At 41.2% G+C, this 25,898-nt stretch carries 22 protein-coding genes and 1 tRNA gene; 12 read left to right on the forward strand and 11 right to left on the reverse strand.

Features of this window, described 5'->3' with window-relative positions:
* Window positions 1-66: 66 nt before the first annotated feature.
* Window positions 67-255, reverse strand: a complete 189-nt coding sequence (locus EGN73_RS08055; protein ID WP_219288135.1) for a hypothetical protein — start codon at window positions 253-255, stop codon at window positions 67-69.
* 372 nt (window positions 256-627) lie between these two features.
* Here EGN73_RS08055 and EGN73_RS08060 point away from each other — a divergent pair, with 372 nt between their 5' ends.
* The gene (locus EGN73_RS08060) at window positions 628-2,028 is read left to right on the forward strand and encodes an MltF family protein (protein WP_219288137.1); all 1,401 of its coding nucleotides are present in this window, start codon (window positions 628-630) and stop codon (window positions 2,026-2,028) included.
* A gap of 701 nt (window positions 2,029-2,729) precedes the next feature.
* Here EGN73_RS08060 and EGN73_RS08065 read toward each other — a convergent pair.
* Entirely contained in the window at window positions 2,730-3,437 is a 708-nt protein-coding gene (locus tag EGN73_RS08065; RefSeq protein WP_219288139.1) for an SAM-dependent methyltransferase, read from the reverse strand.
* Between the two features lie 632 nt (window positions 3,438-4,069).
* On the opposite strand from EGN73_RS08065, the gene bshC reads away from it, so the two are divergent.
* A complete protein-coding gene (gene bshC / locus EGN73_RS08070; protein ID WP_219288141.1) occupies window positions 4,070-5,641 on the forward strand; it encodes a bacillithiol biosynthesis cysteine-adding enzyme BshC in 1,572 nt (523 codons plus the stop codon).
* Window positions 5,634-6,200: a 5-formyltetrahydrofolate cyclo-ligase gene (locus EGN73_RS08075; RefSeq protein WP_219288143.1), complete on the forward strand. Its 567-nt coding sequence runs from the start codon at window positions 5,634-5,636 to the stop codon at window positions 6,198-6,200. The genes bshC and EGN73_RS08075 overlap by 8 nt, the downstream gene beginning before the upstream one ends.
* Before the next feature lie 129 nt (window positions 6,201-6,329).
* Here EGN73_RS08075 and EGN73_RS08080 read toward each other — a convergent pair whose 3' ends face one another.
* Window positions 6,330-6,587 (reverse strand): hypothetical protein, encoded by a 258-nt coding sequence (locus EGN73_RS08080; protein WP_219288145.1) that lies wholly within the window; start codon window positions 6,585-6,587, stop codon window positions 6,330-6,332.
* 49 nt (window positions 6,588-6,636) lie between these two features.
* Window positions 6,637-6,912 (reverse strand): hypothetical protein, encoded by a 276-nt coding sequence (locus tag EGN73_RS08085; protein ID WP_219288147.1) that lies wholly within the window; start codon window positions 6,910-6,912, stop codon window positions 6,637-6,639.
* Window positions 6,913-6,952: 40 nt separating this feature from the next.
* On the opposite strand from EGN73_RS08085, the gene EGN73_RS08090 reads away from it, so the two are divergent.
* A complete protein-coding gene (locus tag EGN73_RS08090; RefSeq protein ID WP_219288149.1) occupies window positions 6,953-7,429 on the forward strand; it encodes a hypothetical protein in 477 nt (158 codons plus the stop codon).
* 134 nt (window positions 7,430-7,563) lie between these two features.
* Here the strand turns inward: EGN73_RS08090 and EGN73_RS08095 are convergent, their stop codons facing one another.
* Window positions 7,564-7,716, reverse strand: coding sequence for a hypothetical protein (locus tag EGN73_RS08095; protein ID WP_219288151.1), 153 nt, complete (start codon window positions 7,714-7,716; stop codon window positions 7,564-7,566).
* Between the two features lie 518 nt (window positions 7,717-8,234).
* Here EGN73_RS08095 and EGN73_RS08100 point away from each other — a divergent pair.
* Genes EGN73_RS08100 through EGN73_RS08110 form a run of 3 tightly spaced genes read left to right on the forward strand, consistent with a single transcriptional unit; the run spans window position 8,235 to window position 14,120 of the window.
* Window positions 8,235-11,432, forward strand: coding sequence for a SusC/RagA family TonB-linked outer membrane protein (locus tag EGN73_RS08100; RefSeq protein ID WP_246611506.1), 3,198 nt, complete (start codon window positions 8,235-8,237; stop codon window positions 11,430-11,432).
* Between the two features lie 17 nt (window positions 11,433-11,449).
* The gene (locus EGN73_RS08105) at window positions 11,450-13,111 is read left to right on the forward strand and encodes a SusD/RagB family nutrient-binding outer membrane lipoprotein (RefSeq protein WP_246611507.1); all 1,662 of its coding nucleotides are present in this window, start codon (window positions 11,450-11,452) and stop codon (window positions 13,109-13,111) included.
* Between the two features lie 16 nt (window positions 13,112-13,127).
* Window positions 13,128-14,120 carry a hypothetical protein gene (locus tag EGN73_RS08110; RefSeq protein ID WP_219288155.1) on the forward strand — a complete coding sequence of 331 codons (993 nt, stop codon included), beginning with the start codon at window positions 13,128-13,130 and terminating at the stop codon, window positions 14,118-14,120.
* A 727-nt stretch (window positions 14,121-14,847) separates the two neighbouring features.
* Here EGN73_RS08110 and tnpA read toward each other — a convergent pair.
* Together tnpA and EGN73_RS08120 are read right to left on the reverse strand one after the other, a co-directional pair.
* A complete protein-coding gene (gene tnpA / locus EGN73_RS08115) occupies window positions 14,848-15,285 on the reverse strand; it encodes an IS200/IS605 family transposase (RefSeq protein ID WP_219288158.1) in 438 nt (145 codons plus the stop codon).
* Window positions 15,286-15,752: 467 nt separating this feature from the next.
* Window positions 15,753-16,256, reverse strand: coding sequence for a DUF4249 family protein (locus EGN73_RS08120; protein WP_219288160.1), 504 nt, complete (start codon window positions 16,254-16,256; stop codon window positions 15,753-15,755).
* 540 nt (window positions 16,257-16,796) lie between these two features.
* Between EGN73_RS08120 and EGN73_RS08125 the strand changes: the two genes are divergently transcribed.
* Both EGN73_RS08125 and EGN73_RS08130 read left to right on the forward strand, forming a co-directional pair.
* A complete protein-coding gene (locus EGN73_RS08125) occupies window positions 16,797-18,086 on the forward strand; it encodes a sterol desaturase family protein (protein ID WP_219288162.1) in 1,290 nt (429 codons plus the stop codon).
* 61 nt (window positions 18,087-18,147) lie between these two features.
* On the forward strand, window positions 18,148-19,281 hold the full coding sequence (locus EGN73_RS08130; RefSeq protein ID WP_219288164.1) for a DUF4221 family protein: 1,134 nt from the start codon (window positions 18,148-18,150) through the stop codon (window positions 19,279-19,281).
* A gap of 467 nt (window positions 19,282-19,748) precedes the next feature.
* Here the strand turns inward: EGN73_RS08130 and EGN73_RS08135 are convergent, their stop codons facing one another.
* Together EGN73_RS08135 and EGN73_RS08140 are read right to left on the reverse strand one after the other, a co-directional pair.
* Window positions 19,749-20,882 carry a DEAD/DEAH box helicase gene (locus EGN73_RS08135; protein ID WP_219288166.1) on the reverse strand — a complete coding sequence of 378 codons (1,134 nt, stop codon included), beginning with the start codon at window positions 20,880-20,882 and terminating at the stop codon, window positions 19,749-19,751.
* A 233-nt stretch (window positions 20,883-21,115) separates the two neighbouring features.
* Complete coding sequence (locus tag EGN73_RS08140) at window positions 21,116-21,538, reverse strand: hypothetical protein (RefSeq protein ID WP_219288168.1); 423 nt, start codon at window positions 21,536-21,538, stop codon at window positions 21,116-21,118.
* A gap of 170 nt (window positions 21,539-21,708) precedes the next feature.
* On the opposite strand from EGN73_RS08140, the gene EGN73_RS08145 reads away from it, so the two are divergent.
* Complete coding sequence (locus EGN73_RS08145) at window positions 21,709-21,960, forward strand: hypothetical protein (protein ID WP_219288170.1); 252 nt, start codon at window positions 21,709-21,711, stop codon at window positions 21,958-21,960.
* Between the two features lie 552 nt (window positions 21,961-22,512).
* Here the strand turns inward: EGN73_RS08145 and EGN73_RS08150 are convergent.
* A complete protein-coding gene (locus EGN73_RS08150) occupies window positions 22,513-22,827 on the reverse strand; it encodes an AAA family ATPase (RefSeq protein ID WP_246611508.1) in 315 nt (104 codons plus the stop codon).
* Between the two features lie 477 nt (window positions 22,828-23,304).
* On the opposite strand from EGN73_RS08150, the gene EGN73_RS08155 reads away from it, so the two are divergent.
* Complete coding sequence (locus tag EGN73_RS08155) at window positions 23,305-24,366, forward strand: Fic family protein (protein WP_219288172.1); 1,062 nt, start codon at window positions 23,305-23,307, stop codon at window positions 24,364-24,366.
* A 139-nt stretch (window positions 24,367-24,505) separates the two neighbouring features.
* Here EGN73_RS08155 and EGN73_RS08160 read toward each other — a convergent pair.
* Window positions 24,506-24,578 (reverse strand) — tRNA-Met (locus EGN73_RS08160).
* A 412-nt stretch (window positions 24,579-24,990) separates the two neighbouring features.
* On the opposite strand from EGN73_RS08160, the gene era reads away from it, so the two are divergent.
* Complete coding sequence (gene era, locus EGN73_RS08165; protein WP_343207099.1) at window positions 24,991-25,890, forward strand: GTPase Era; 900 nt, start codon at window positions 24,991-24,993, stop codon at window positions 25,888-25,890.
* Window positions 25,891-25,898: the final 8 nt, after the last annotated feature.

Consider the following 25,898-nt stretch of genomic DNA (forward strand, 5'->3'; position numbering starts at 1 on the left):
GAGGCCAAGGCTCGCTAAGGGGATTTGATGCTTCTCTGCTGCGGAGAAGCATGATGTGGTTTTGCGTCATGCTGAGATTTTAACATTTAGGGAATGTTCAGAAAGGGTAATGACAAAATTACGCGTCATGCTGAGCGGAGCTTGCGGAGTCGAAGCATCTCCTAAACAATGGGAGACTCTTCCTTCGTCAGAGTGACGTACGTTTCTGTCAATGGTAACCGGAGCTTGCGGAGGTGAAAGCCTGTCCCGCAGCATTGCGGGAGATCTCCTTCCCTTAATGGTGGGAGATTCTTCACTGCGTTCAGAATGACGGGTAGCGGTTCGTCATGCTGAGCGGAGCTTGCGGAGTCGAAGCATCTCCTAAACAATGGGAGACTCTTCCTTCGTCAGAGTGACGTATATTTCTGTCAATGGTAGTGAGGAACGAACGAAGAATCTCCTGCACTCAAGTCAAAGAGACCCTTCGCTTCACTAAGAATGACGATCCCTACCTATTATCAGGACAAATTCTGCGCAGATTCAAATCCCTCTTATTTTTATTTAAATCTGCTTCCGTAAGACTTTGGTATATAATTTGTTAAAGGAGTCCCTTGGTTTACCATGTCCAAGTTTTTGGACCTGAAATAAATGAAGCAAACCCTTTATACCATATCCCTGATTTTAATTTTCACGCTGTTTGGAGTGCAATGCACTTTTTTTGAGCGAGAGAAAAAGCAGGAGAACTTCTGGGAAAATCCCGTACCGCTTGACCTTGAGGAAATCGTCAAAAGAGGTTTTATCAGGGCGGTAGTGGACAATTCATCGACCAGCTACTACATCTACAGAGGCAGAAGAATGGGCTATGAATTTGAAATGCTCAGAAATCTGGCCAATCACCTGGGTGTGCGGCTGCACTTGATCGTCAAATCCGATATCAATGAAGCTTTTTACCTGCTCAATAGAGGACAGGCGGATATTATTGCCATGAACCTTGAGATAAATGAGGAAAGGCAGAAGTATGCTTCATTTACGGAGCCTTTGGGTCAGATGGGAACAGTCCTGGTTCAAAAGCAAAGAAACAGTAAGGTCAATAAAGTGGAGGACCTGCATAACAAAATCATCCATATCCGAAAAGACGCTGTGTATAAAGAGCAGCTTTGCGCTCTGCAAAAAGAGCATGGCATTTCTTTGGCCATTATTGAAGAAAAGGGAGACAGTGACTCTTTTGTCAACAAGGTGGTCAAAAACCAGATCGACTTTACAGTAGTAGACCGTGTGGTAGGTTTGGTCAATGCGACCTACTATGATGACCTTGACGTATCATTGGAGATCAGCCCCAAATCTGACGTGGCTTGGGCTGTCAGGCACAATGCCCCCGATTTGAAATCCTCCATCAACGACTGGCTTTCCCAAAAACAAAAAACAGGCTACACCAATATGATGTATGCCAAATATTTTCAAAACTCAAAAAACAGTTACTTCAGAAGCAATAGTCCTTTTTCCTCATTGGCGGGAAACAGTATTTCTCCCTTTGATGGGTTGATCCAGGAAGGCGCCGAATCCCTGGGATGGGACTGGAGACTCTTGGCGTCCCTAGTTTACAAGGAGTCCCGCTTCGATACTACAGCTACTTCTTATGCAGGAGCCGTGGGCTTGCTGCAACTGATGCCTGTGACATTGGAAAGGTTTGGGGTAGAGGATCCCAATGATCCTTTTCAGAGCTTGATGGGAGGAGTGAACTACCTCAGGTATTTGGATAGGTTTTGGCGTGAACGGATTCCCGAAACCAATGAACGTATCAAAGTGATCCTGGCTTCTTACAATATTGGGCATGGCCATGTGGAAGATGCCTGGAAGCTTGCCATTAAGTATGGGAAAAATCCGCAGAATTGGGAGAGTATCGCCCATTTCCTGAGTCTTAAAACCGACCCTGAGTATTACAAAGATCCTGTAGTAAACCTTGGCTTTGCCAAAGGGCATCTGGCTGTCAATTACGTAGATGATATCATGATCCTGTATGATTCTTATAGGGTGTTGATTGAGCCGTGATATAATTGATATACAATGGAAATATACGGTTGGTGAAATATAATTGAGATAGATATTAGTGGATATTCACTTTGTGATATTGGTGGATATTTGATTGAAATACAGTAGAAATATTATTGAAACCGGAGCTTTAGCGAAGGTCCCGTGAGCAGAGCGATTCGGGATAAATAGAAATAGAGTAGGGACGGGAGCATAAATGTAGGTTCCAAGGGTGAAGTGGTTTGAGAGAATTATAGAAATACAATATGAGTATACGCTTCATTGCACGTAGCCATAGATTGTTTTGAACCAGTTCTTTCTGCTTAATTCTAATCAAAATTTGATTATGAAGCTACTTTTTCTCCCGATTTTCGGGACAGGCTTTGATGAAAAAGTAGCCAAAAAATCAAGAATTTCGAATCCTATCCACGCTCAAGGCCTGCGCTGGCCCGGTCGAAATTCCTCCCACCCTCCAATACCCAAATTTACTGTTAAAAGTAAAGTTGGCGGTTTGGCTCTTAAGGTTTAACGTGCAAGGATCCGGATACTCATAAAATACGATTGAAATATTGTTGTATTTGAGGCTTTCATAAGGAGCTAGGTCAGGTTCTCAGGAAAGATCATCATCAATTCGTGCTAATTGGTGTCATTCGTGGCCAAACTAATCCTTATACTTTTTCTTTAATCCATTTGAGCTCCCCTGTGATTAGGGGAGTTTTTTTTTACGCCGAATACAATACAAAAACTGTAGGGATCTTATGCAAATCGATTTTTACCCTTTTCCAATCCTTTACTGATTTGGTTTTGATCATTTCATCGGAACCGGTTAGGTTTTTGGCAATGCACAATTGGGTATCCGGTCTTAGATTGGCCAATAAATCTTCCAGTAAATGATTGTTGCGAAAAGGCGTCTCCATAAAAATCTGGGTCGTACGGTTTTTCAGAGATTCAGCCTCTAGGGTTTTGATCGCCTGTATCCTTTCTTTTTTCTGGATGGGCAAGTAACCGTGAAATGCAAATGACTGCCCATTGAAACCCGATCCCATCAAGGCCAGAAACATGGAACTCGGTCCGCTCAGCGGCACTACCTGAATGTCATGTTGATGTGCAAATGTTACTGCTAGGGCACCTGGATCTGCAATACCGGGGCAACCTGCCTCTGAAATCACTCCTATATCTTTTCCTTCAAAAATGGGCTGCATGATTTTTTCCAGTTCCACTCCTTTGGTATTTTTATCCAAAACTTCAAAGTGTAAATCTTCTATGGTAAGCCCAAGCTTCAGACTGCTGATGTATCTCCTGGCTGTGCGGATATTTTCAACCAAAAAATACCGGGTTTTGGAAATGACTTCTTTTACCTGAGGGCTGATTACCGCATGGGTGTTTTCTGCAAGAATATTGGGGATAAGGTAGAGTTTTCCTTTGTTCATGTTTTCATGGATAAGGTACAAAGATGCTTATTTTTATTTTTTTGTCTTTGTGGGTATTAAGTAAAAATGAGATGCTTCACTACGTTACCATTGATATAATCATATTCCTGATTTAGTTCAACCCCTTTAGGGTTGGATCTTAACTCAATTCCATGAATTCCCCGGGTTGCTACCCGGGGCTATTCATGGTTTAACCCCTTCGGGGTTTTAATCAATAGTCAAACGCTGTCTGTAAATATAGATTTTAATAACTCTTCTCCCCTGCGTCGGAGATGCATGACATAGCGAAGCTGAGAGCACGATTGGTGTTTTTTAATGATCAAGACTTGACAAGGCTTTCACTTTGTCACGCTGACGAAGGAAGGGTCTGTTACATACACGCTAACACAGATTTTTCACTTCGTTCAAAATGACAAGGTGAAGCCATCTTGGTGTCTTAGTGCCTTTGTGGCATTAAAGGTTCACAAAGCAGACAAGACTTCCACTCAGCGGGAAATAAGCAGAAATCAATTACCTTGCTCCAAATGAACCACAGACCACTCTTGTAAATACAAAAAATATACGAACTTTATTATTTGTGGAGTAGTTAGAAAGCTTTGTACATTCAATACCTCTATTGAACCCAATTATCCATGAACAAGACCACCGTCGAACCTGCCTGTACAGGACAATTTTCACAACTTTTTTTGGATTATATAGGTGATAAACCTGAATTAAGACAGTTTTATAACCTTCACCCTTCACTTGAAAATCTGGGTAAACTCGCAAAAGGACGGAATTTTCCCCAAGAAAACAGAGAAATCCTTTCGTCTGTACTGAAGCAACAATACCAGGGAATTGAGCATGGGGCATTGACCGCAAAACAGATCGATAGTCTCAAGCAGGAAAATACTTTTACGGTCACCACAGGACATCAGCTCAATCTCTTTACAGGGCCATTGTATTTTATCTACAAGATCGTATCCACTGTAAGGCTGGCCGAAAGGCTCAATGAGCAATATCCCGATATGCACTTCGTCCCGGTATACTGGATGGCCACCGAAGACCATGACTTTGAGGAAATCAATTACTTCAAGTTGGACGGGAAAAAATACCAATGGAACAGTTCCCAAAAAGGGCCTGTTGGGGAGTTTCTTTTGGATGAGAGTTTCAAAGATTTTTTTAAAACAGTGCAGCATTTTGTCCCTGATTTTTTCAGAGAGGCTTACCTTAATTCAAAAACACTTTCAGAAGCTGTTAGGAAGTATGTCCACGCCATTTTTGGGTCAAAGGGCCTATTGATCCTAGATGGTCATTCGGAAGATTTGAAACGGGTGTTTGGGCCAGTGATGAAGGATGATCTTTTGCAGCATCAGGCCAACAGCCTTTGCGAAAAGCAAACAAAAGCATTGGATGAGCTGGGTTACAAGAGTCAGGTGTATCCCCGTCAGATCAACCTGTTTTACATGGGGAGTGGGAGCAGGGAAAGGCTGGAAAAAAGCGGTACTATATATAAGGTGTTGCAGACTGACCTTTCCTTCACTGAGGAAGAGCTATTGGAGGAGCTTGAAAAACACCCTGAGCGCTTCAGCCCTAATGTGGTGTTGCGTCCTTTGTACCAGGAAATGGTATTGCCCAATATAGCGTATTTAGGTGGTCCCGCAGAAGTGGCTTATTGGCTACAGTTGAAAAGGGTCTTTGATTGCTATAAGGTCCCCCTTCCGGCAATCATGCCAAGAAATTTCGCTGTGGTACTGAATAAATATGCCCAGCGAAAAGCTGAAAAGCTCGGACTGAAGGAAAAGGACTTATTTGAGGATTTTCTCGAGTGGAAACGGGCTTTTGTTGTATCAAATGCCCAGACTGATATACACCTCACTGAAGAAAAGGAGGCTTTGGAAAAATTGTTTGCCCAGGTGAAGCCCAAAATCTCAGGATTGGAAAAGAGTTTGGTCAACGCTTTTGAAGCTGGGGAGGTGCGTGCACAAAAAATCCTCGATCAATTGGCCAATAAGGTGCGAAAGGCAGAAGAAAGGAAACTGCAGACTGGAATCCGTCAAAGGGTGGAACTTTTGGACTACATGAATCCAGGTGGAAGTCCTCAGGAAAGGGTTGAAAATTTCATGAAGTTTTATCTGGAGGATGATGGTTTTGTAGAAAAACTCTTTGGCTTGTTTGATCCTTTGGATTTTGGATATATGATATTGAGAACCGAAAATGAATAAGCAGGAGCTGAGAAAGGAGTTTAAAGAAAAAAGGAAGTCATTGTCTTTGGAAGAAGCGGGGAGATTATCTGAGCTGATAGCAGGGCATGCGATTGATTTTTTGGAAAAACATCCTGAGTTTCGGCATATCCATGTTTTTTTGCCCATTAAAAAGAACAGGGAAGTGGATACCTTTCCTATTTTGGAATTTTTGGAAAAAAATGGCTACACCATATATACTTCAGGTATTGATGCGGAAAGAGAGGAAATGTTGACCTTGGACATTACCGGGATTCGTGAATTTGAAGTAAATGACATGGGGATTCCCGATCCGGTATCAAAGGTATTGGTTGATCCGGGAAAAGTTCAGTTGGTATTGGTTCCTCTTTTGGTAGTGGACAGCTCAGGTCATCGATTGGGTTATGGCAAGGGTTTTTATGATAAGTTTTTTGAGCGCATAGGCAGAGATGTATTTAAGTTGGGAGTGAGTTTTTTTGCACCAGTGGATCAGGTTGGGAGTGAGGAGCATGATGTGGCATTGGATGCCTGTGTTTTTCCCGAGGGTGTGGTGGTGTTTTGAAAGGGCTGTAGGCACATCCCGTAGGTAGGAATGATGTTTAGATCCGGGGTACCGTCCTGTGGGGACGGCCTGTATGTTTGTTGGGCAAGCCCTACAGGCTTGTTGGGCTTTTTGATGCTATTTTCCTCTCTACCAATAGGAAGTCCCCCTGGGACTTTTGTGGTTTGAGGGCAAATCATGGCATTTGGAATTTGATAGGTTAAGCTGAATGTGCTGTAGGCACATCCTGTTGGTAGGAATGATGTTTAGATCCGGGATACCGTCCTGTAGGGACGGCCTGTATGTTTGTTGGGCAAGCCCTACAGGCTTGTTGGGCTTTTTGATGCTATTTTCCTCTCTACCAATAGGAAGTCCCTCTGGGACTTTTGTGGTTTGAGGGCGCATCATGGTATTTGGAATTTGATAGGTTAAGCTGAATGTGCTGTAGGCACATCCCTTAGGTGGGAAAAATGTTTAGATCAGGGGTACCGTCCTGTGGGGACGGTCTGTTTATTTGTTGGGCAAGCCCTACAAGCTTGTTGGGCTTTATGATGGTATTTTCCTCTCTACCAATAGGAAGTCTCTCTGGGACTTTTGTGGTTTCAAGGCACATCATGGCATTTGGAATTTGATAGGTTAAGCTTAATGTGCTGTAGGCACATGTAATGCATTCCCCTCTCCCAAATACCCCCCCCCCACATTGCAAATCCGCCTGAAACACGTAATTTGGCACGATTTTAAAAGCATATCATCTATTCTTAAAAAGCTATACTATGAAAAAACTTCTCTTTTTATCAGCCATCGTCTTCTGTATGGCTGTCGGAAACCAATCTTATGCACAGTACACCACAGGTATCGGTCTAAGGGCCGGTGTCAGTAATGGTCTGACCGTAAAACATTTCATTTCCCAAGACGCCGCACTTGAGGGTATATTGCACTCAAGATGGGGAGGATTTGTCATAACAGGCCTCTATGAAGTCCATAAAGACATCTCTGATGTCAAAGGCCTCATGTGGTTTTTTGGAGGTGGTGCGCACGTGGGAACCTGGAATGCCAGAAGAAGCAACAGGCCATGGGGTGATAATAGGGTGTCCGCTACAGTGGTAGGACTTGATGGAATCATAGGCCTGGACTATAAATTTGATAACGCCCCAATCAACCTCTCGCTGGACTGGAAACCTGTTATAAATTTTGGAGACGCAGGCTTTTGGGGAGACGAAGTAGCCCTCTCCATACGCTTTACATTCTGATATTTTCAAAATAAAAAATCAAAAAAGGCCATGTTCACAAGAGCATGGCCTTATCTTTTTGTAAAAGATACATTTTACAAATGGTTGAAATTTATAAATCGGAATAATATTTTGTTTTTGACTTGCGGAAAGAACTACGATTCTGTAATTCCCCTTACTACTTGTACTACCCTTACTTCCGGAATTTTACCTAAAATTTTTACCAAACCTCCAAAAACCCACCCTATTTTTAAAATAGGCCCGATTTTTCTCCCAAGCTTTTCTGGAATTGGAACCTGATTTTTCATTTCTTAAATTTTTTTTTCAGATAAAGCGAACAAATTCTATATCATTTGAGAAATTTGAGGGTTGGAATAGTAAATATCAAAAAATATGACCTCAATTTTGTAAAATAGAGAAAATTGAATCTAAATAATTTGTAAAAATTATATTTTTGGCAAAAAAATATAGATTTTATTCATTCCTGCTTTTATTGTGTTACCAAATATTATTTTGTATACTTCCAGAATTAGGCTCCTTTCCTGAATAATTCATGTAGCATATTTGTGATTGCCAAATAATCACCTCTAGGTGCCGTTAGAATGGTTTTTAGGCCTTTGAAATCAATTTTTATGTCAAAATGTAACAATCAAAAGATGTTATAAAAATATGTTAAGACCAACCTTGTTAAAATTGGTTAAAAGTTTAATATTTTATGGAATTACAGAGCGCTTAAAGAATATAGGGCCTATTTTGAAAATTGCGATAAATAATTTTTCTTTACACATCAACTAAACTAAATACCTTATGAGAAAAGCTTTACTCTTTGTTATTGCGCTTTTCACCATGGCACTTTCCAATGGAAGTGTCGGCGCAACAACGGGTAATTACCGGAACGGTAATTTCCGATGAAGACGGACTGGGCTTGCCAGGCGCATCCGTTCTCGTAAAGGGTACTACTGTAGGGACTACCACCGATCTGGATGGTAATTTCTCTATTAATGTACCTGACGGATCCAACGTTCTGATTTTCTCTTTTGTGGGATTGAAATCCCAGGAAGAGGCGATCGGAAACAGATCCGTAATCAATGTAACCCTCACTACAGACGCGTCTCAACTATCAGAAGTGGTAGTAACGGCGATCGGTATTGAGAAGGATAAGAAGGCCCTTGGATACGCAGTGTCTACTGTGGGTGACGAACTCATCCAAAACAGACCAGAAGCTGACGTTTCCAGAGTACTTCAAGGAAAAGTAGCAGGTGTTAACATCACTGCTACCAATGGTCTATCAGGCTCCGGTACCAACATCATCATCAGAGGTTACTCCTCTGCTACCGGTTCCAATCAGCCCCTATTCGTAGTAGATGGTGTGCCATTTAGCTCCGGAACCAATGCCGCGGCCAACTTTGCCAATGGTGGTGCGACCACTTCTTCCCGTTTCTTGGACATCGACCCTAACAACATCGAAAATGTTTCCGTGTTGAAAGGTCTTTCTGCTACTGTACTTTACGGTGATCAGGGTAGAAATGGTGTGGTTTTGATCACTACTAAGTCAGGCGCCAGCAAAAGAAGACAGGCTGAGGTGACCATCAACCAGTCTGTATTCGGAAACAGGGCGGCATCTTTGCCGACTTTCGGTCAGATCTACGGTAACGGTTTCCAGCAGCAGCCTGGATTCTTCTTTTCCAACTTCGGTCCTAGAATGGATCAGGGTTTGCAGATCGGTCACCCGATTTCATCTTCTGGAGTTGCTTCTATCAGAAATGCATTTCCTGAGTTCTTTGAAGCTGATGGAGTAACTCCAATCAGGTACGATTACAGGGCTTATGAAGATGTATCTACTGCATTCTTCAGAACTGGGATTGTATCCAATACCTCCATTCAGATCGCAGGGGCTTCTGAGAGGACTTCCTACTCTGCTTCCTTTGGCTACACCGATGATGAAGGCTTTACGCCAGGCAACAACCTGCAGAAGTATAACTTCGGCTTGGGCATCAAGTCTTCTGTAACGGACAAACTGACCGTGAATTCATCTTTCACTTTTGCCATTACAGATTTGGTATCTCCTCCAGTAAATGCGGCTTTTGGTTCCGGTCCTAATGCCGGTATCCCTTCTGTATTTGCCAACACCCTTTACACACCTCGTTCTGTTGATTTGGCAGGTCTTCCTTTTGAAAATCCTGTAGACAGGTCCAATGTGTTTTTCAGGGGTAACAATGATCAGGTAAACCCTTACTGGTTGGTAAGAAACTTCGTAGATGCTTCTACAGTAAACCGTTTCTTCAACTCCACTTCATTGAACTATGACATCAATGACAATTTCTCTGTGACATACAGATTTGGTTTGGATACTTATTCTGAAAACAGACAAGCCAGATACAACCGCGGTGGCGGTGGTGGTGTAAGTACCTTGATCAACACCGGGTATATGAGATCCCTTGATGTGAACAACACTATTTACAATCAGGATTTGATCATCAATTGGAGAAAGGACATCTCTGAGAAGATCTCCATGTCTGCTTTGATCGGTGGTAACTCCCGATATGATGTTTATGAGCAGGATGGTATAGTATCTACCGGTCAGTTGGCTTTTGACCTTTTCAGACATTCCAACTTCCTTCAGGCATCTTCCAGAGATCCTTTGACTGGTAGAGTTTTGAACTTTACTGAAGAAGAAAGAAGAATGGGGGTTTATGCCAACGTGACCTTGGACTATGACAACTACCTTTTCCTGAACCTTTCTGCAAGAAATGACTGGACTTCCACCGTGGAGCCTGAAAACAGAAGGATATTGTATCCAGGTGCTTCCGTATCCTTCCTTCCTACGGATGCTTTCAACTGGAACTCTACCACTGTTAATGACCTTAAATTTAGGTTGGGTTTTGGTACTTCAGCGGGTTTCCCAAGTCCCTATTCTACGAGAAATGTATTGGTACAGAATGCAAGGGCTTTCCAGAATGCAGCAGGTACTTTGTTCCAAACCCAGGCTTTGAGCAACCAACTGGGTAATGCCAACCTGAGACCGGAATTGCACGAAGAGCTTGAATTCGGTATAGAAGCCGGTATGTTCAACAATAAATTGAGATTTGACCTTTCTGTTTATCAAAAGAATACCAATGACCTGATCACATTTGCTCCTATTGATCCATCTACAGGATTTACCAATACGGCCATCAATATCGGTAAAATCAGAAACAGGGGTATAGAATTCCAGGCAACTGCGAATCCTGTGACTACTGCTTCAGGATTTAACTGGGAGTCTATCGTGAACTTTACGCTATACAGAACTGTAACTATGGAATTGGGTGAAGGTTTGGATGAAATCGTGGTGTCGGGCTTTACCAATTTGGGTAACTTCGCCGTACCGGGAAGACCGTTCAACATCATCAAAGGTACAGGTTTTGCCAGGGATGAGCAGACCGGACAGCCAATTGTATTGCCGAATGGAGATTACCAAACAGCTTCTGATTTGGTGGAACTGGGAGACCCTAACCCAGCTTGGACAGGATCCTGGATCAATACTTTCCGATACAAGGGCTTCTTTGCCAATGTCATGATGGAATACAGGCACAAAGGAGCTATTTTCTCCAATACGGTGACAGCTACTCTGGCAAGGGGTGTGACCAAGGATCCCGTGGTGGACAGAGAGTATACCTTTATCCTTCCGGGTGTAAAGCAAGATGGAACACCGAATGACATTCAGGTAACCGCTTCCAATTATTTCTTCAACCAGTACCATACCGGTGCAGATGAGTCCAACGTATTTGACGGCTCTGCAGTAAGGTTGAGAGAGCTTTCTTTTGGTTATGATTTGCCGACCTCTTTGCTTTCTAGAACTCCTTTCAAAAGGGCTTCCGTTGCCTTGAGTGGAACCAACCTTTGGTTCTTGGCCTTGAACTTCCCTCCAAATATGAACTTTGATCCAGATGTATTGGGTCTAGGTGTGGGCAATGGTTTGGGCTTCGATTTTGTAACTGGTCCTAGCTCCAGAAGATTTGGCGGTACAGTAACCCTAACCTTCTAATCCCAAACATGAAGATTATGAAAAAAATATATAGCTTACTTATCGCACTAAGTTTGGTGTTGGTAAGTTCATGCGACCTGGATCTTCAACAAGATCCAAACAACGTGGCTCCTGAAACGGCCAGCTTAAACCTGGTTTTGAATAGAATTCAAGTTGATTTTGCTACCTTTTTCAACCAGACCGGTGATACCGGAATGAGATTGACTAGGATGATTAACCAAGGTAACAACCTTTATGAGCAAACCCATCAACCAGTGTCTTTGGATGCCAGATGGACAAACGCTTATGCCAATATCCTAAACAATGTCAAATTTATGCTTCCATTAGCTGAAGAGGCTAACTTCAGAAGACATATGGGTATGGCCAGGGTAATCCAGGCCTATACATTGATGACCTTGGTAGATTATTTCAACGATGTACCTTGGTCTGAGGCTTTGGATCCAAACAATCCTGCTATCGATGGATTAAATCCTAACTATGACGATGCTGCATCAGTATATGCAGTAGCTTTGGCTAGCTTGCAGGCTGCCAGAGAGGACTTTGCGGCTACTTCAATCGGTACTCCGCAGGACCTGTACTACAATGGTACCTGGGCCAACTGGGTAAGGTTGATCAATACCTTGGAATTGAAATACCACTTGAACAGAAAGCTTGTAGATCCTTCCGGTTCAGCTTCTGCCATCAATGCTTTGATTTCCGCGAACAATTTTATTGAGCCTGGACAGGAGTTTATCTTCAGGTTCGGTGTAAACTTGACAGATCCTGATTCACGTCACCCTAGGTTTGGCGGTCAGTACACTCCAGGTGGTGGCGGTGACTATCAGTCTACTTGGTACATGTGGAAAATGACAGAAGAGAAAAACCCTGTTGTAGATCCAAGAGCCAGGTTCTATTTCTACAGACAAAGAACTACCAATCCAACTGATCCAGATCAATTAAGGTGCTTGGGAGAAATTGCTCCTGGACATTATTTGGCAGGAGGATGGCCTTTCTGTCTCCCAGGAACCAGAGGTTACTGGGGTAGGGATCACCTGAATGCTGAAGGTATTCCACCGGATGGTTTGGGTAGAACTGCTTGGGGTGTTTATCCTGCCGGTGGTAGATTTGATGACAATGCAGGTGCTCCTGTAAGTCCAACAGCTGGAGCCTTGGGTCAGGGTATACATCCAATCATGTTGCCGGCATTTGCTGACTTTATGATTGCAGAAGCCATACATACTATGGATGGGGTAAATGGAGATGCTAAAGCGTTTGTAACCTCCGGTATTACCAAATCCATGAATTTCGTACGGGCTTACTCTGTAAGTACCAACCAAGCCGGTGCCATCAACACTTTCCAGTCTCAGGCTGCTTTCACTACCCAGGTAGAAGAGTATCTAGACCTGATTTCCAGACAGTGGGATGCTGCCAATGCTGACAGAAGGATGAACCTTATTGCCAGAGAGTACTGGTTGGCGCTTTTCGGAAACGGAAACGAATCTTACAACCTGTACAGAAGAACCGGTCAGCCGGACAACATGCAGCCTGGACTGTTGGAGAACTTTGGTTCTTTCCCAAGAACCATGTTCTACCCACAAAATCATGCGGTAACCAATAGAAATGCCAATCAGCGTGATGAGGCAAGAAGAGATCGTGTGTTCTGGGATACCAATCCTGAAGGAAACGGTTGGGTGTATTAATCTCTAAATGACAGAAATGATGAAAATTAAAAAAATAAGTCTTGGGATATTTGTGGTGCTCTTGGCCTTTGTTTCCTCCTGTAGGGACTTTGTAGAGCCTAATGTTCCTTACTCAGAATTTGATACCGCCTTGTACCTGCGTACAATTAGGGCTGCTTCTACCAACAGCCTTTCCTTTAACTTCTTTAATTTGGCTAATTCACGGTTTAATGTAACCGTGGAGTCTGTGGATGCAGAAGAGGGAACTACTGTAGAAACGGTGGAAGTCAGGATCAGGCACAGAAGGCTGATCCCAGGTGTGGGATTAGAGTATAGACCTGCGCCATCAGGAGGTCAAAGACAGGAAGTTACTGTTGCGACACTTTCTGGATCTGACTTTACCCAAAGTCCTGAAAACAGGTTCAAAAGAGCGGTAATCGATATTTCTGCGGCAGCGATGATTCAAGCAGTAGGATTGACCGCTGATGAGATCGAAGGTGGAGACTTCTTTGAGGTAAGGCTATATGCTACTGACCGCTTTGGAAGGACTTTCGGTCCTGACAACAGGTCTTCTGATGTAGCGGGTGGTATTTTCTATGATTCTCCATTCCTTTACAATGTAGAGGTGATCTGTCCTTTGACTTCTGGCTATGCCTTAGGTCAATACCAGTTGGAGCAGTCTGCAGGCCCATCTGATCCTTTCTTTGGGAATCCTACCAGGTTCGTAGAAGAGGTAGTAACCTTAACAGAAGGTGCTACATCAGTAGGAAGAGTGTTTACGGTTAATTATCTGGGTGGTTTTACTACAAGACCGTTTAGAATCACTTTCTCCTGCGGTGTAGTGTTGAAGCCTGAGGATTCTGCAGGTGCTGGTTGTGGTGGTCCAGGTATCCTTTGGGAGTCTGACAATGATGACCTTGCGGAGTACGACATCAATGATGACAGCGTAATCATTGTCAAGTTTATTGATGATACTGAATCTAGCTGTGGTATCACAGATCCGATTGAATTTACCCTGACGAAGATTTAAGGTCCAAATCAGGTTAAGAATATAAAGCCAGTTCCTTTTGGGGCTGGCTTTTTTTTGCTTCTGCCTGAGCCGCCGTTCGTGTCTTCACGAACGGCCTTTGGACTAAAGTTGGATGGTCCTTGGTTTTCGGCAAGGCCACAACTTAAAAATATTGGTGAATATGCCTTTAGACACTCATGACGCCAACAATTTTTAACCACAGATTTCCACAGATTTCCACAGATAGCTTCGCTGCGCAAGTGGTAGAATCCTTTCTTATACCATTTTCATTCCAGAGAATTCGTGTTCATCCGTGCCTTCGTGGCATTTCTTTTTACCGCCACCGTTCGTGTCCTCACGAACGGACATATCCTTCACCATCTATCACCTTAACCGCCTACGTTTGTGCCTTCACAAACGTAAATTTCCATTACTATCAATCACCAACCCATGTTCTCTGTCTTCACAGAACATCATACAAGCCAAAACTTAACAATCCAATTTTCGGTGTCTTTACAGAATATTGTACTAGGATCAAAACAAGTGTTATTTCGGTCTGTGAGGACACAGACCGAGGCAGTGGCTGGGTTTGCAGCTATGGCCACTATCTGAAGGTAGTGGAAATTATTTTGAGTTAGTCCTCCTAGGAAGGTTGGATTAACCAACCAGGGTCACCATTAATTTCCATCGCATTTATGCGGTGGTTTAAGCTTGGTGCTCAGGGTTATAGGCTTTAGCCGAAAATCATTTAGTCATCTAATTTTTTGAATCCGTACTTTCTTATGAAATTCTCGTACTCTTCGCTAAATGTTTTTTTCCTGTGATGCTCATCTTGGTTTTTTATATACTCCATCACTCTCTCCTTATGAGATAAGGAAACCGAAACAGCATAGTACTCTTTCTGCCACTCGAACTTGTGAGCTAATAACTGTTCAGAATTCAGCCAACGGGATGATTCACCTTTTAAAAGCTGGACTATTTTGGATATGTTTTGATCATGAGAAAGAGATAAAAGGCAGTGACAATGATCCTTTTGAATAGCTAGTTGGTTTATAAATATACTTTTTGATTTGGCGTTAGTCAAAATATGATGTTTGAGCTTTTCCCTTGAGATTTTGTCTGGAAGTAGTGGGGTAAAGTTTTTTGTTGTCCAAACAATATGAATGTAAATACTTAGAAACGGCATGTTGCTTTTTTGTAAAAAAATTACGGAAATGTTGAGTTAAGTCATAAAGATTGGAACAACTTATCCGTTTATTTTCGACTGAAGTCGGGGTTGTTCGGTTTGCAGCTATGGCCACTATCTGAAGGTAGTGGAAATTATTTTGAGTTAGTCCTCCTAGGAAGGTTGGATTAACCAAACAGGTTCACTTTTAATTTCCATCGCATTTATGCGGTGGTTAAAGCTTGGTGCTCAGTGTTATAGGCTTTAGCCGAAATGATTTTCGACTGAAGTCGGAGGCAGGGCTTCGGTTTGAGATGAACCCACTACTTAAAAGTAGTGGAAATTGGTTTGGGCTTATTGTACTTTGAAGGTGAGGGTTTCATTGAAAGGTTTTTTCGAGTCGATTTGCACTTGGGTTTGTCACCCTGATTATTTCATTCTTTGTACCTTCGGCCATGCTACAGTTTCCATCGCATTTATGCGGTGGTTTAATCCTGGAACCAATCCTCTGATTCTACCGAGTTTGGCAATTCACGGCAATCATCATTAAAAGCTCTCTGGATTTGCAGGAGGTTTAACTTTGCACCTTCCAGCGTAACCTGTTTGGAAGATACCCCCGCTGCGAAGAAATGACCCAAGACAGTTTCTTCAGGATTGGAAATATTGACAATATTTCCCCTGATATTGGCAGGGGGAAGGTCAAATACCCCTCCGGTTTCATTTTCTCTTATCGCTACATTTGCCTGAGTTTCCGGTCTGATAAAATCCCGAAATACATCACCATAAGTGGCGGTTCGGGTCAGTTTAATTTGGTGTGGGCCTGGAGCAGTAGTAATGTAGCCTTCCATACTTAGTATACTGCTTCCCTCATCAACATCCACCTTAAAAGGGTCTATGCAGGAGGTAAATCCCAGCAAAAAGAAATACAAGAATTTTTTAATTACAGACTTACCAGGATTACTTAAAAGAAGATTTCTAATCAATCGGATCATTAAAAAACAGTGTAGATATTTTTAACAAAATAATTGAATCTTGGTTGCTTTCCTAGATTAAAATGAAAAATTCAATGAACGCTGTTGTTTGTCTCAATCCTAGAGCTGTCTTTCCTGCCTTCACAAAGGTATATTACCGCCCTAGTTCGTGTTTTCACGAACGGACATATCCTCCTCCAGACGATCTGTCCCTGCATAGGGCTGGCCATCTTTTCTTCCGAATTGTTCAATAGAAATTAAGCCCCGTTGTAGTCCGATGTTTAAAATCATTTTTAAGCGTGAATCGAAGATTTAATTGTCAAAAATGGAGTTTTCAAGATGAAAATTACCCTGTACAGGGTATTTTTCTATATAGTTGAGTGTCGTAAATTTACCATGGGTGATTAAGACTTTTAGTACTTCAAAATTTTACGGAGCCAAGGGAGGGAATTGTTAAGCATGTTATTTTTTATCCCTCCTTTTTTATGAACTTATTCAAAAACTTGAATTTGAACTGGATCTGCCTTAATTTGTTACCTGATTAACAAGTATATAAACCCAATGGAACTCTACGCCAAAGCCCTATCCTTTGCAATACCGTTTTTTCTTCTCCTGATCATTATAGAAGAATTTGCTGCCCGCAAAATGAAAAAGCAGGTCAATAGAGGCATGGATACCATTTCCTCTCTCAGTTCGGGAATGACCAACACCCTGAAAAACCTGATGGGCCTGTCCATAGCCATAGTATCTTATGCTTGGCTGGTGGATAAAGTGGCGCTGTTTGACATTAAAAGTACTTTCTTGGTATATGTGCTGGCCTTTATAGGAATAGACTTTGTCGGATATTGGAGCCATAGATTCGACCATAAAGTGAATGCATTCTGGAACAGGCATATCGTGCATCACAGTTCGGAGGAATTTAATTTGAGTTGTGCTCTGAGGCAATCCATTTCGGCCATTATCGGTATTTATTTTTTTCTCTATATCCCCATGGCATTTTTGGGGATTCCTGCAGAAGTTGTGGCCATCATAGCACCCATACATCTCTTCGCCCAGTTTTGGTACCATACCCGTCTTATCGATAAAATGGGCTTTTTGGAACACATCATCGTGACACCTTCACATCACCGGGTTCACCATGCCATCAATGACATATATCTGGATAAAAATCTTGGGCAGATTTTTATATTTTGGGACAAGATTTTTGGTACTTTTCAGGAAGAACTGGAGGAAGAGCCACCTGTCTATGGGGTGAAAAAACCGGTTAATACATGGAATCCCCTGATCATCAATTATGTGCATTTTTGGGCCTTGATACAGGATGCCTGGAGAACCAAAAGCTGGTGGGACAAGCTCAGGATCTGGTTTATGCCTACCGGATGGAGGCCTTCCGATGTAGCAGAAAGGTATCCTTGGGCATATTGGAAAAATGCCTTCGATCAGGTCAAGTATGATAGCAAGCCTTCCAGGCAACTCTTGGTCTGGTCTTGGGTACAAATGATTGTGGCATTTGGAATGGTATTCCATGTTTTGATCAGCTTTGTCAATTTCCAATACCTGGAAGTAATGCTGTATGCGGTCTTTATGATGGTATCTATTTTTGCCTACACCAGTTTGATGGACAAGTCTAAAATTGCCATTCCTGCAGAAGCGCTGAGGTTGACCATGGGTTTTGGCTTATTTTATTGGACGGGAGGCTGGTTTGGCCTGGATGTGTTGGTCCCGGGTGCGGGATATGCGGTGTTGGCATTTTTGCTGCTTTCTTCCCTGATGACTTTCTGGCTGATCCAGAAGGAATCAAGACAGTCGGTAAAAGAAGTGCCTGCTCAGTCCTTTGCAGCGGGTACTTAAATAAAATAAAGTTTTGGTTTCAGATTCAGTATCCTTAGTTTAGTACTAAACTAAGGGTATTATGAAAAATGTACATTTATTTTTAGCAGTTGCCTTTTTTTGTAGTTGTGGTAACTCCAACATTGAAGATCAGGGCGATTATTACGAATTGAGTCTAGACACGGTGTATCTGGATTCCAAAGGTGAAAATCTCTTTCTTTTCAACAACCTAAGTGTGTCTGATTTTTCGGATGATCAAACGTTGATGTACAATTTTGATTTGAGGACGCCTTCAATAGAGGTGTTGGACCTGGACAAAATGGAATTTAAAGAAAGGATCCTTTTGGAAAAGGAGGGGCCTGACGGGGTCGGAGAGATGGTGTACCATTTCAATCTTTTGGGAAGTGATACATTTTTTGCAGGAAGTACAGACCAAAAATTTGGAATATTCAGTATTGATGGATCAAAAGTCAAGGGTTTTACCGAGGAAGAGCTTGGTGAAGTCCTAGGGTTTCCTCAGGGAATGGTATCCATTAGCCAAGTCTTAGCGTTAAGTTCAGACCCTTTGTCTGTGATATGTGAATTTAATGACTGGACTGCAAAAGATGGAACTAAGCGTCAATGGATTGGTGTGTGGCACGTGGACGAGGGATCAATAGAGGAATATAAAATTGAAAATTGGTTTGATTTTGACGGTTATAGTCCGTTGGTAGACTTTGGAAATTACAAGGCCCAATTGAATGCATATTGGTTTTTTATCGAGAGCCTTGATGAAAAAGTTTTGTTTAGCACTAATGTCACCTCTACTTTGCTTGCATATAAAAATGGGGCATTCGACCTGATTATAATTAACCACAAGACCATCGAAAATAAAAAGAGAGGTAAACTGACTGATAGGTTTGAAAGCAGAGAAGAATTCGAGTTAGAATTGAAAAAATTACGAAGTGAGATTAATTTCAGCAAACCTGTTTGGGATGCCGAGAATGAAGTTTTTTATAGATTTGCTTACAAAGAAAAAGGGAATGAGGATCAGTCGGCTCCTTCAGCAGAAGTCTATTTGGTGGTTATGAACAAGGAGTTTGAGGTTCTGCATGAAATCAAGGTGCCACAGCTCAATAAAAGTCCGAACTTTCATTTTGTAAAGGATGGGAGGATCTGGATTTTTGAAAATGTGGACGATGAGGTCAGTTTCATCAGGATAAAGGTCTCAGCCTGATCTCTGATTTATATTTTTTGATTTATAACTCAAATATTGCTTATTTTTGAGTTATAAAATATGAGTATCCGGATATTTGCACCCTGAGCCTTAAGAACCAAACCTTCAACTTTACTATTAACTGTAAAATGAGACCTTGGAGGGTGGGACGAATTTCGACCGGGCCAGCGCAGGCCTTGAGCGTGGATAGGATTCGAAATTCTTGATTTTTTGGCTACTTTTTCATCAAAGCCTGTCCCGAAAATCGGGAGAAAAAGTAGCTTCATAATCAACTTTTGATCAGAATTTAGCTGAAAGAACTGGTTCAAAACGATAATTGGCTACGTGCAATCAAGCGGATACTCATATTATAAAGTTCTAATTTATAACTCATGAGCTGGAATTGGCAAAAAAAGAACTGGCCAGATTTTTAAAACCGGTGAACTGAAAGGAACCCGATACCACCTGCTTTTGCAGAATTGATTTTTTCAAAAAACCAAGTTGTCCGTATCTACCAGTTCTACCCAGCGTTTCATTTTCTTTTGAATGACTTTCCAATGGTGCTTGTCTTCTTCAGTAATCAGGGAAATGGCTTCTCCAGAAGCTCCCGCCCTGCCAGTTCTTCCTATCCGGTGGATGTAATCCTTGGGTGATCTTGGGAGTTCGAAATTGACTACGTGGGGCAAAAACTGTATATCTATTCCTCTCGCAGCAAGATCTGTTGCAACCAGCACACGAAGTGTTCCTCCTTTGAATTGTTTCAAGGCCTCAGTCCTGGCTCCCTGACTTTTGTCACCATGGAAGGCCATGGCCTGTATGCCGTTTTTATTCAGCTTGGCTGTCAGGTTATCAGCTGTTCGGATAGAGGAAGCAAACACCAATACCTGCTCCCAGTCCCCTTCCTGTATCAAATGCCTCAAAAGCGGTCCCTTTTTCTCTTGGGCTACTAAGTAGGCGGTTTGGTTGATGAGTTCAGGTGTGATTTCTTCAGGTTTGACTTCAATTTTTACCGGATTCTGTAGCAGTCTATCAATCAATTGGTCTACCGAATCTTCCATAGTGGCAGAAAAGAGCAGATTTTGTCTTTTCTTAGGTAGGCGGGAGAGGATTTCATCCAACTCTGCCTTGAACCCGAGATTGAGCACTTTATCAGCTTCATCCAATACAAGGGTTTTCAGATCGGAGATGGAAATGGCATTTCTAGCAATCAGATCCAGAAGCCTGCCCGGTGTAGCCACTAAGATGTCCGTACCGTTGAGTTTGATCATTTGGGGATTGATGGATACTCCACCAAAGACTGCGTTGCTTTTTACTTTTCTGGGTAGAAACTTACCGAACATCCGGATGACTTCTTCTACCTGGGCCGCGAGTTCCCTAGTAGGCACTATGATCAGGACAGGGACTGACCTGCTTTTGTGGATGGAGGATTTCTGCAACTCTTCCAGTATGGGTAGAATGTAAGCGGCTGTTTTGCCGGATCCAGTCTGCGCCAGGCCCAACAAATCCCTTTTTTGCAAAATGTACGGTATGGCTTCCACCTGTATGGGATAAGGTTTCTCGTAATTTGCTTTTTGGATGGCTTGTAAGATGTCGGGAGATAAGCCCAGGTCTGAAAAGTTCATGATCATTCGGTTTTCAGGACAAAGGTAGGGTTTATTTTAAAATCAGTTTGTAGAAAGGAATTTCTCGGGGATTGGGAGTGGTTCTTAGCTTTTTCACTGAATCCAATGAGCCGAATAATGTTTTTAATCGGCTCATAACCTACATTTGGTAAGACAAAGAAAAGTCTTATTTCTGATATGATTCAGGGTGACTATAAGTCCCAGTTTAATAGGTTTTTTTGCTAAGCCTGTTCTCAGTTATTTTGTTTTTTTTCAAGTTCATGAATAATTCTATCTTTTAAAGAAATGATTCTCTCTTTTTCATTTAGTTGATTTTCCAGAGTTGCAATTACAAGTTTTAAAGAATTCACAACCTCTTGATGCTGTGATTTTTCAATTAAACCATAGGGTGGTTCGCTTTCTTTTAGGAGAATGTTACTTTCTTGATTTTCTGCCTTGGCCAATATCATATCACCTTTACCGGTCATTAACCATACAGGATTCACTTCTGGGAAATGAATTACAAACATTTCAAGCCATCTTGTTTGAATGTCTTTATCTTTTCCTATGGCTTTTGAGATAGTACCATTACTTGCGCCTATTTTTTGTTCGATTTTCCTAATACTTAAATGGCAGGTGCTGGCAAATTCCCCTATTCTGTCAATAATTGTCGACATATTAATTTAAATATCTATGAAAATTTCTTAATGTAGAATATATTCTATATATTTCAATATTGTATACTAAAAATAGATAATTAAAGATGTAAATCAATCGAAGTTCAAATTACTATAGCTATAATTAACTCTAAATTTCATTTCTATTGTACCTATTAAACTTAATAAATATGTGTCCTCCTGTTTTTATCATCAACAATCAATACAGTAATCCAAATGGAAGTTCAAAAAATAATCCGGCAATTGAAGAAGCCAGAGAATTATTGAAATTAGTTCTAAAGAAGTGGGCAGAGAACCATGCACAGATATTTTCCCTATTAGAAGAAGAATGGGAGGATGAAGCAGCTCAGCTAAAAGAGCTCTGGAGGCTAAAGCAAGAGGCTGAGCAGTTACATGTCCTAGTGAAGGATAAAATCAAATGAAATCTTAAAAGTGCATATACGGTAAACATGTGGTCTAAAAATTAATTTTCACAAAAAAATGGTGCCGTTTCCAGTGTCCTTTGAAGTAACGGGAACAGGGCTTTCTTATAGGTTTTAAATTCAATACTTCATCTGACATTGTTGAAGCTTTTCAATTGGTTACCACGGAATGAATCTTATTCATAATTCTGTTGAACCGATACTCCTGTTCTTCATAATAGAGATTCCCTAAAATTGCTTCTTGTTTAATTTCATCTTGGAGAATATCCTTAAAGCAATCTTTTAAGTAGGGCGTGCTGAAAAACGCCAACTGGAGAATTAATTCTTTAAATTTTGATGAATACCCCGTTTGTCAGGTATTTTCTTTTTAAGCAGGTGCACGCTTATTCAATGACATAGCTTGATTTCCGTGCTCCTTAAAATTTCAAAACTCGAAATTTTAAGGCTAGCCTCAGGCATACCATCTTCTTCATTGGGCTCACTCGAAGTATAATCATACATCTTCATTCGCCCGCTTTGAATCTGGCATACCTGAGACTTTTTCAGCAAGCCCTAAATATCACTTTTCTCTTTACCTCTTCTTTCATCTCGGGTAAAAACTTCTTTGATCCTTCCTTTTGGGTAAAAATGTAAGCTTTCCTCCATGATCTGTGTATTGGTAAGACTGAAAGCATACTCATACTCAATCCCTTTGGATAAGAACCTTATAAAGTATTTGCTTGGCTTATTGGCATACCCATCAAATTTGAATGGTTTGTAATTGAAAATGGTATTTTCATTATGCGTATGTGATCGAAACACCAAGGTATTGCAAAAACGAATGGCCTTGATGACATTGCTTTTTCCAGAAGCATTTGCTCCATACATGACCATCGTTTTGAGAACATCAGTTTTATCATGGCGAAACACATTATCCACTAAGGCTCTAGCATTGGCGGATTTAATGTTCGCTGCTCTGAAATCTAGACAAACTTCATCTTTGATGGAAAAAAAATTGCTAAGACGTATCTATAACACCATTTTAATAGCTTATTATGTAAATATTTTACAAATATAAACTTTAAAATGACGTAAGTGTTTTTTTGTTTTGTTTTTCGACTAGCAATAAGTTTAATGAATATGGTTGCAGGTTTTTAGATCATCTTCTTTGCAATAAAACCACGATGAGCCGATTAACCCTTTTAATCGGCTCAAAATCTCATTTAGTTCAAGTAAGTAATGGTAGCAAGAATAAAAAGAACAAGAAATTCTTAATATTTAGCGAATACAATGTAAAAGAATTTCGATTTTCTTTACATTAGTGTTTCACAAGATAAAGAAAAATAAAAAATCTTTACAATACCCATGACCTGGCAACCTACATCACTTCCTTACAGCAAAGAACTTGAAACCAAACAAGTACTCAAAGCCCTCAACCAGGCACATCGTGCACTGGCAGAGCTCAAGGGCGTAGCTCGAAGTATTCCTAGGCAGGATATATTGATCAATTCATTATCCATACAAGAGGCTAAAGATAGTTCTGAGGTGGAAAATATAGTTACTACACATGATGAACTCTACCGATCTTCACTTGGACCTGATTACGATGTATCTCCACAAGCCAAAGAAGTGAAAAACTATATATCTGCTCTCAAAAGGGGTTTTGACATTGTCACCAAACATGGCATTCTTACATCCAATCACATCATAGAAATACAAACTGTATTGGAAGGGAACAATGCAGGTTTTCGAAAACTACCAGGAACAGCACTTAAAAATCAGCAGACGGGAGAAGTGGTTTACACACCACCGCAGGAATATGATGAGATTGTAAGGTTAATGCAGAACTTGGAGCTGTTCATCAACGATCCTGAGATGAGTGAAGTAGACCCAATTATCAAAATGGCAGTTATTCACTTTCAGTTCGAAAGCATACATCCATTTTATGATGGCAATGGTCGCACAGGAAGAATCATCAATATCCTCTACTTAGTTCTCCAAGGTTTACTTGACTTGCCCATATTGTACCTGAGCCATTTTATTATACAAAATAAAAGCGAATACTACATGCACTTGCAAGAAGTAAGAAAAACAGGGGAATGGGAAGATTGGCTTTTATACATGATTCAAGGGGTGGAGCAAACTGCGCTAAGCACCATGCACAAAGTGGAAGAAATAAAAAGAGCTATGATGGTGTTGAAAAATGTCCTCCGAGAAAATTATAAATTTTACAGTCAGGATTTGCTCAACCACCTTTTCCATCATCCTTACACCAAAATAGAATATTTACAAGAGGCCCTTCGCATCAGCCGTCCTACCGCCGCGGGATATCTCAATCAATTAGCCAAAGATGGTGTCTTGATCAAAAAAGTAAGCAAACCCAATTATTACATTAACCCATATCTGACCAAGGCATTGACGCCCTAAATGAATATAGACATAATGGTTTAAAACATTTTGAACAAAAGAATGATAAGGGATGTAAAGTTAATTTTTTAAAAAGTGCCTTAAACAGCTAACAGAGAGGGGTTAAACAAAAAAGGATACCAACTGGTATCCTTCGAAGTAGCGGGAACAGGACTCGAACCTGTGACCTTCGGGTTATGAGCCCGACGAGCTACCAACTGCTCCATCCCGCGATATATTTTCAATATTTCAAATCAATTTATTTTCGGACTCGAATCCCGAAATTCGGGACTAGCTCTGTGTCCGCCGCGGCGGATATGAGTCCGACAATCTGCAGTTGCAGTTCCATCCCGCGATATATTTTTAAAGCTTTTAGCTTTTAAATTCGATTGTTGAAAGGCCATTTGCCTTTAGCGTGGTACAAAAGTAGGGGGCTTTAGATTAAAATGCAAATATGTGTTCTTATTTTTTATTCAATTTGCTTTTTTAGAACAGTAAGAATTGGAATATATTGCTGATTGAGAGGTGATTTAACCATTAAAATTCTTTTTTAAACCCGATTAGGTGCCGTTTATCGAAAGCTTCTTTGGTTTATGGTGATTAAACTGACTGATACTCAAAAAAATCAAGTACCTTTGTGAAAAAATTATTGTCATGACCGAACAAACACACAAAGCAGGATTTGTAAACATAGTGGGTAAGCCCAATGTAGGCAAATCTACCTTGATGAATGTTTTGATCGGTGAGAGACTTTCGATCATCTCCTCTAAGGCACAGACTACCCGGCATAGGATTATGGGTATCATCAATGATGATGCATATCAGATTGTGTTTTCGGACACACCGGGTATGCTCAAACCCAAATATGAATTGCATAAAAACATGATGGGTTTTGTGCACATGTCCCTAGAGGATGCAGACGTGATCCTTTTCGTAACCGATCTATTTGAAACAGATGCTGAAATAGAAGACGTAATAGAAAAGATCAACCAATCAGGTGTTCCTGTATTACTTGTCATCAACAAAATTGACCTTTCCAAAGAGAATCAATTGGATGAAGTGACGGCTTATTGGACGCAGAGGATCAAAGCAGAAGCGGTTATTCCGATTTCTGCTACCGAAAGTTTCAATACCGAACGCATTCTGATGGAAATTCTGGACAGGTTGCCCCAACATCCCCCATTTTACGATAAAGAAGAACTTACTGACAAGCCTGAGCGTTTCTTTGCGTCTGAAATTGTTAGGGAAAAGATCTTTCTTAATTACAAAAAAGAAATTCCTTATAGTACAGAAGTAGCGATTGAGGATTTTTATGAAGAAGATCATATCATAAGGATCCGGGCTGTAATCTATGTGGAACGCAAAAGCCAAAAAGGCATAATCATAGGAGAGGGCGGAAAAGCCCTCAAAAGAGTAGGGATTCAGGCAAGGGAGGAAATGGAGAAATTTTTCGGAAAGAAGATTTTTCTGGAGACCTTTGTCAAGGTGGAAGATGATTGGAGGAAAAATAAAAATAAGTTGAAAAAATTTGGTTACGACCAATAAGTAATACA

This window comes from Arthrospiribacter ruber, assembly GCF_019343195.1.
Lineage (GTDB): Bacteria > Bacteroidota > Bacteroidia > Cytophagales > Cyclobacteriaceae > Arthrospiribacter > Arthrospiribacter ruber.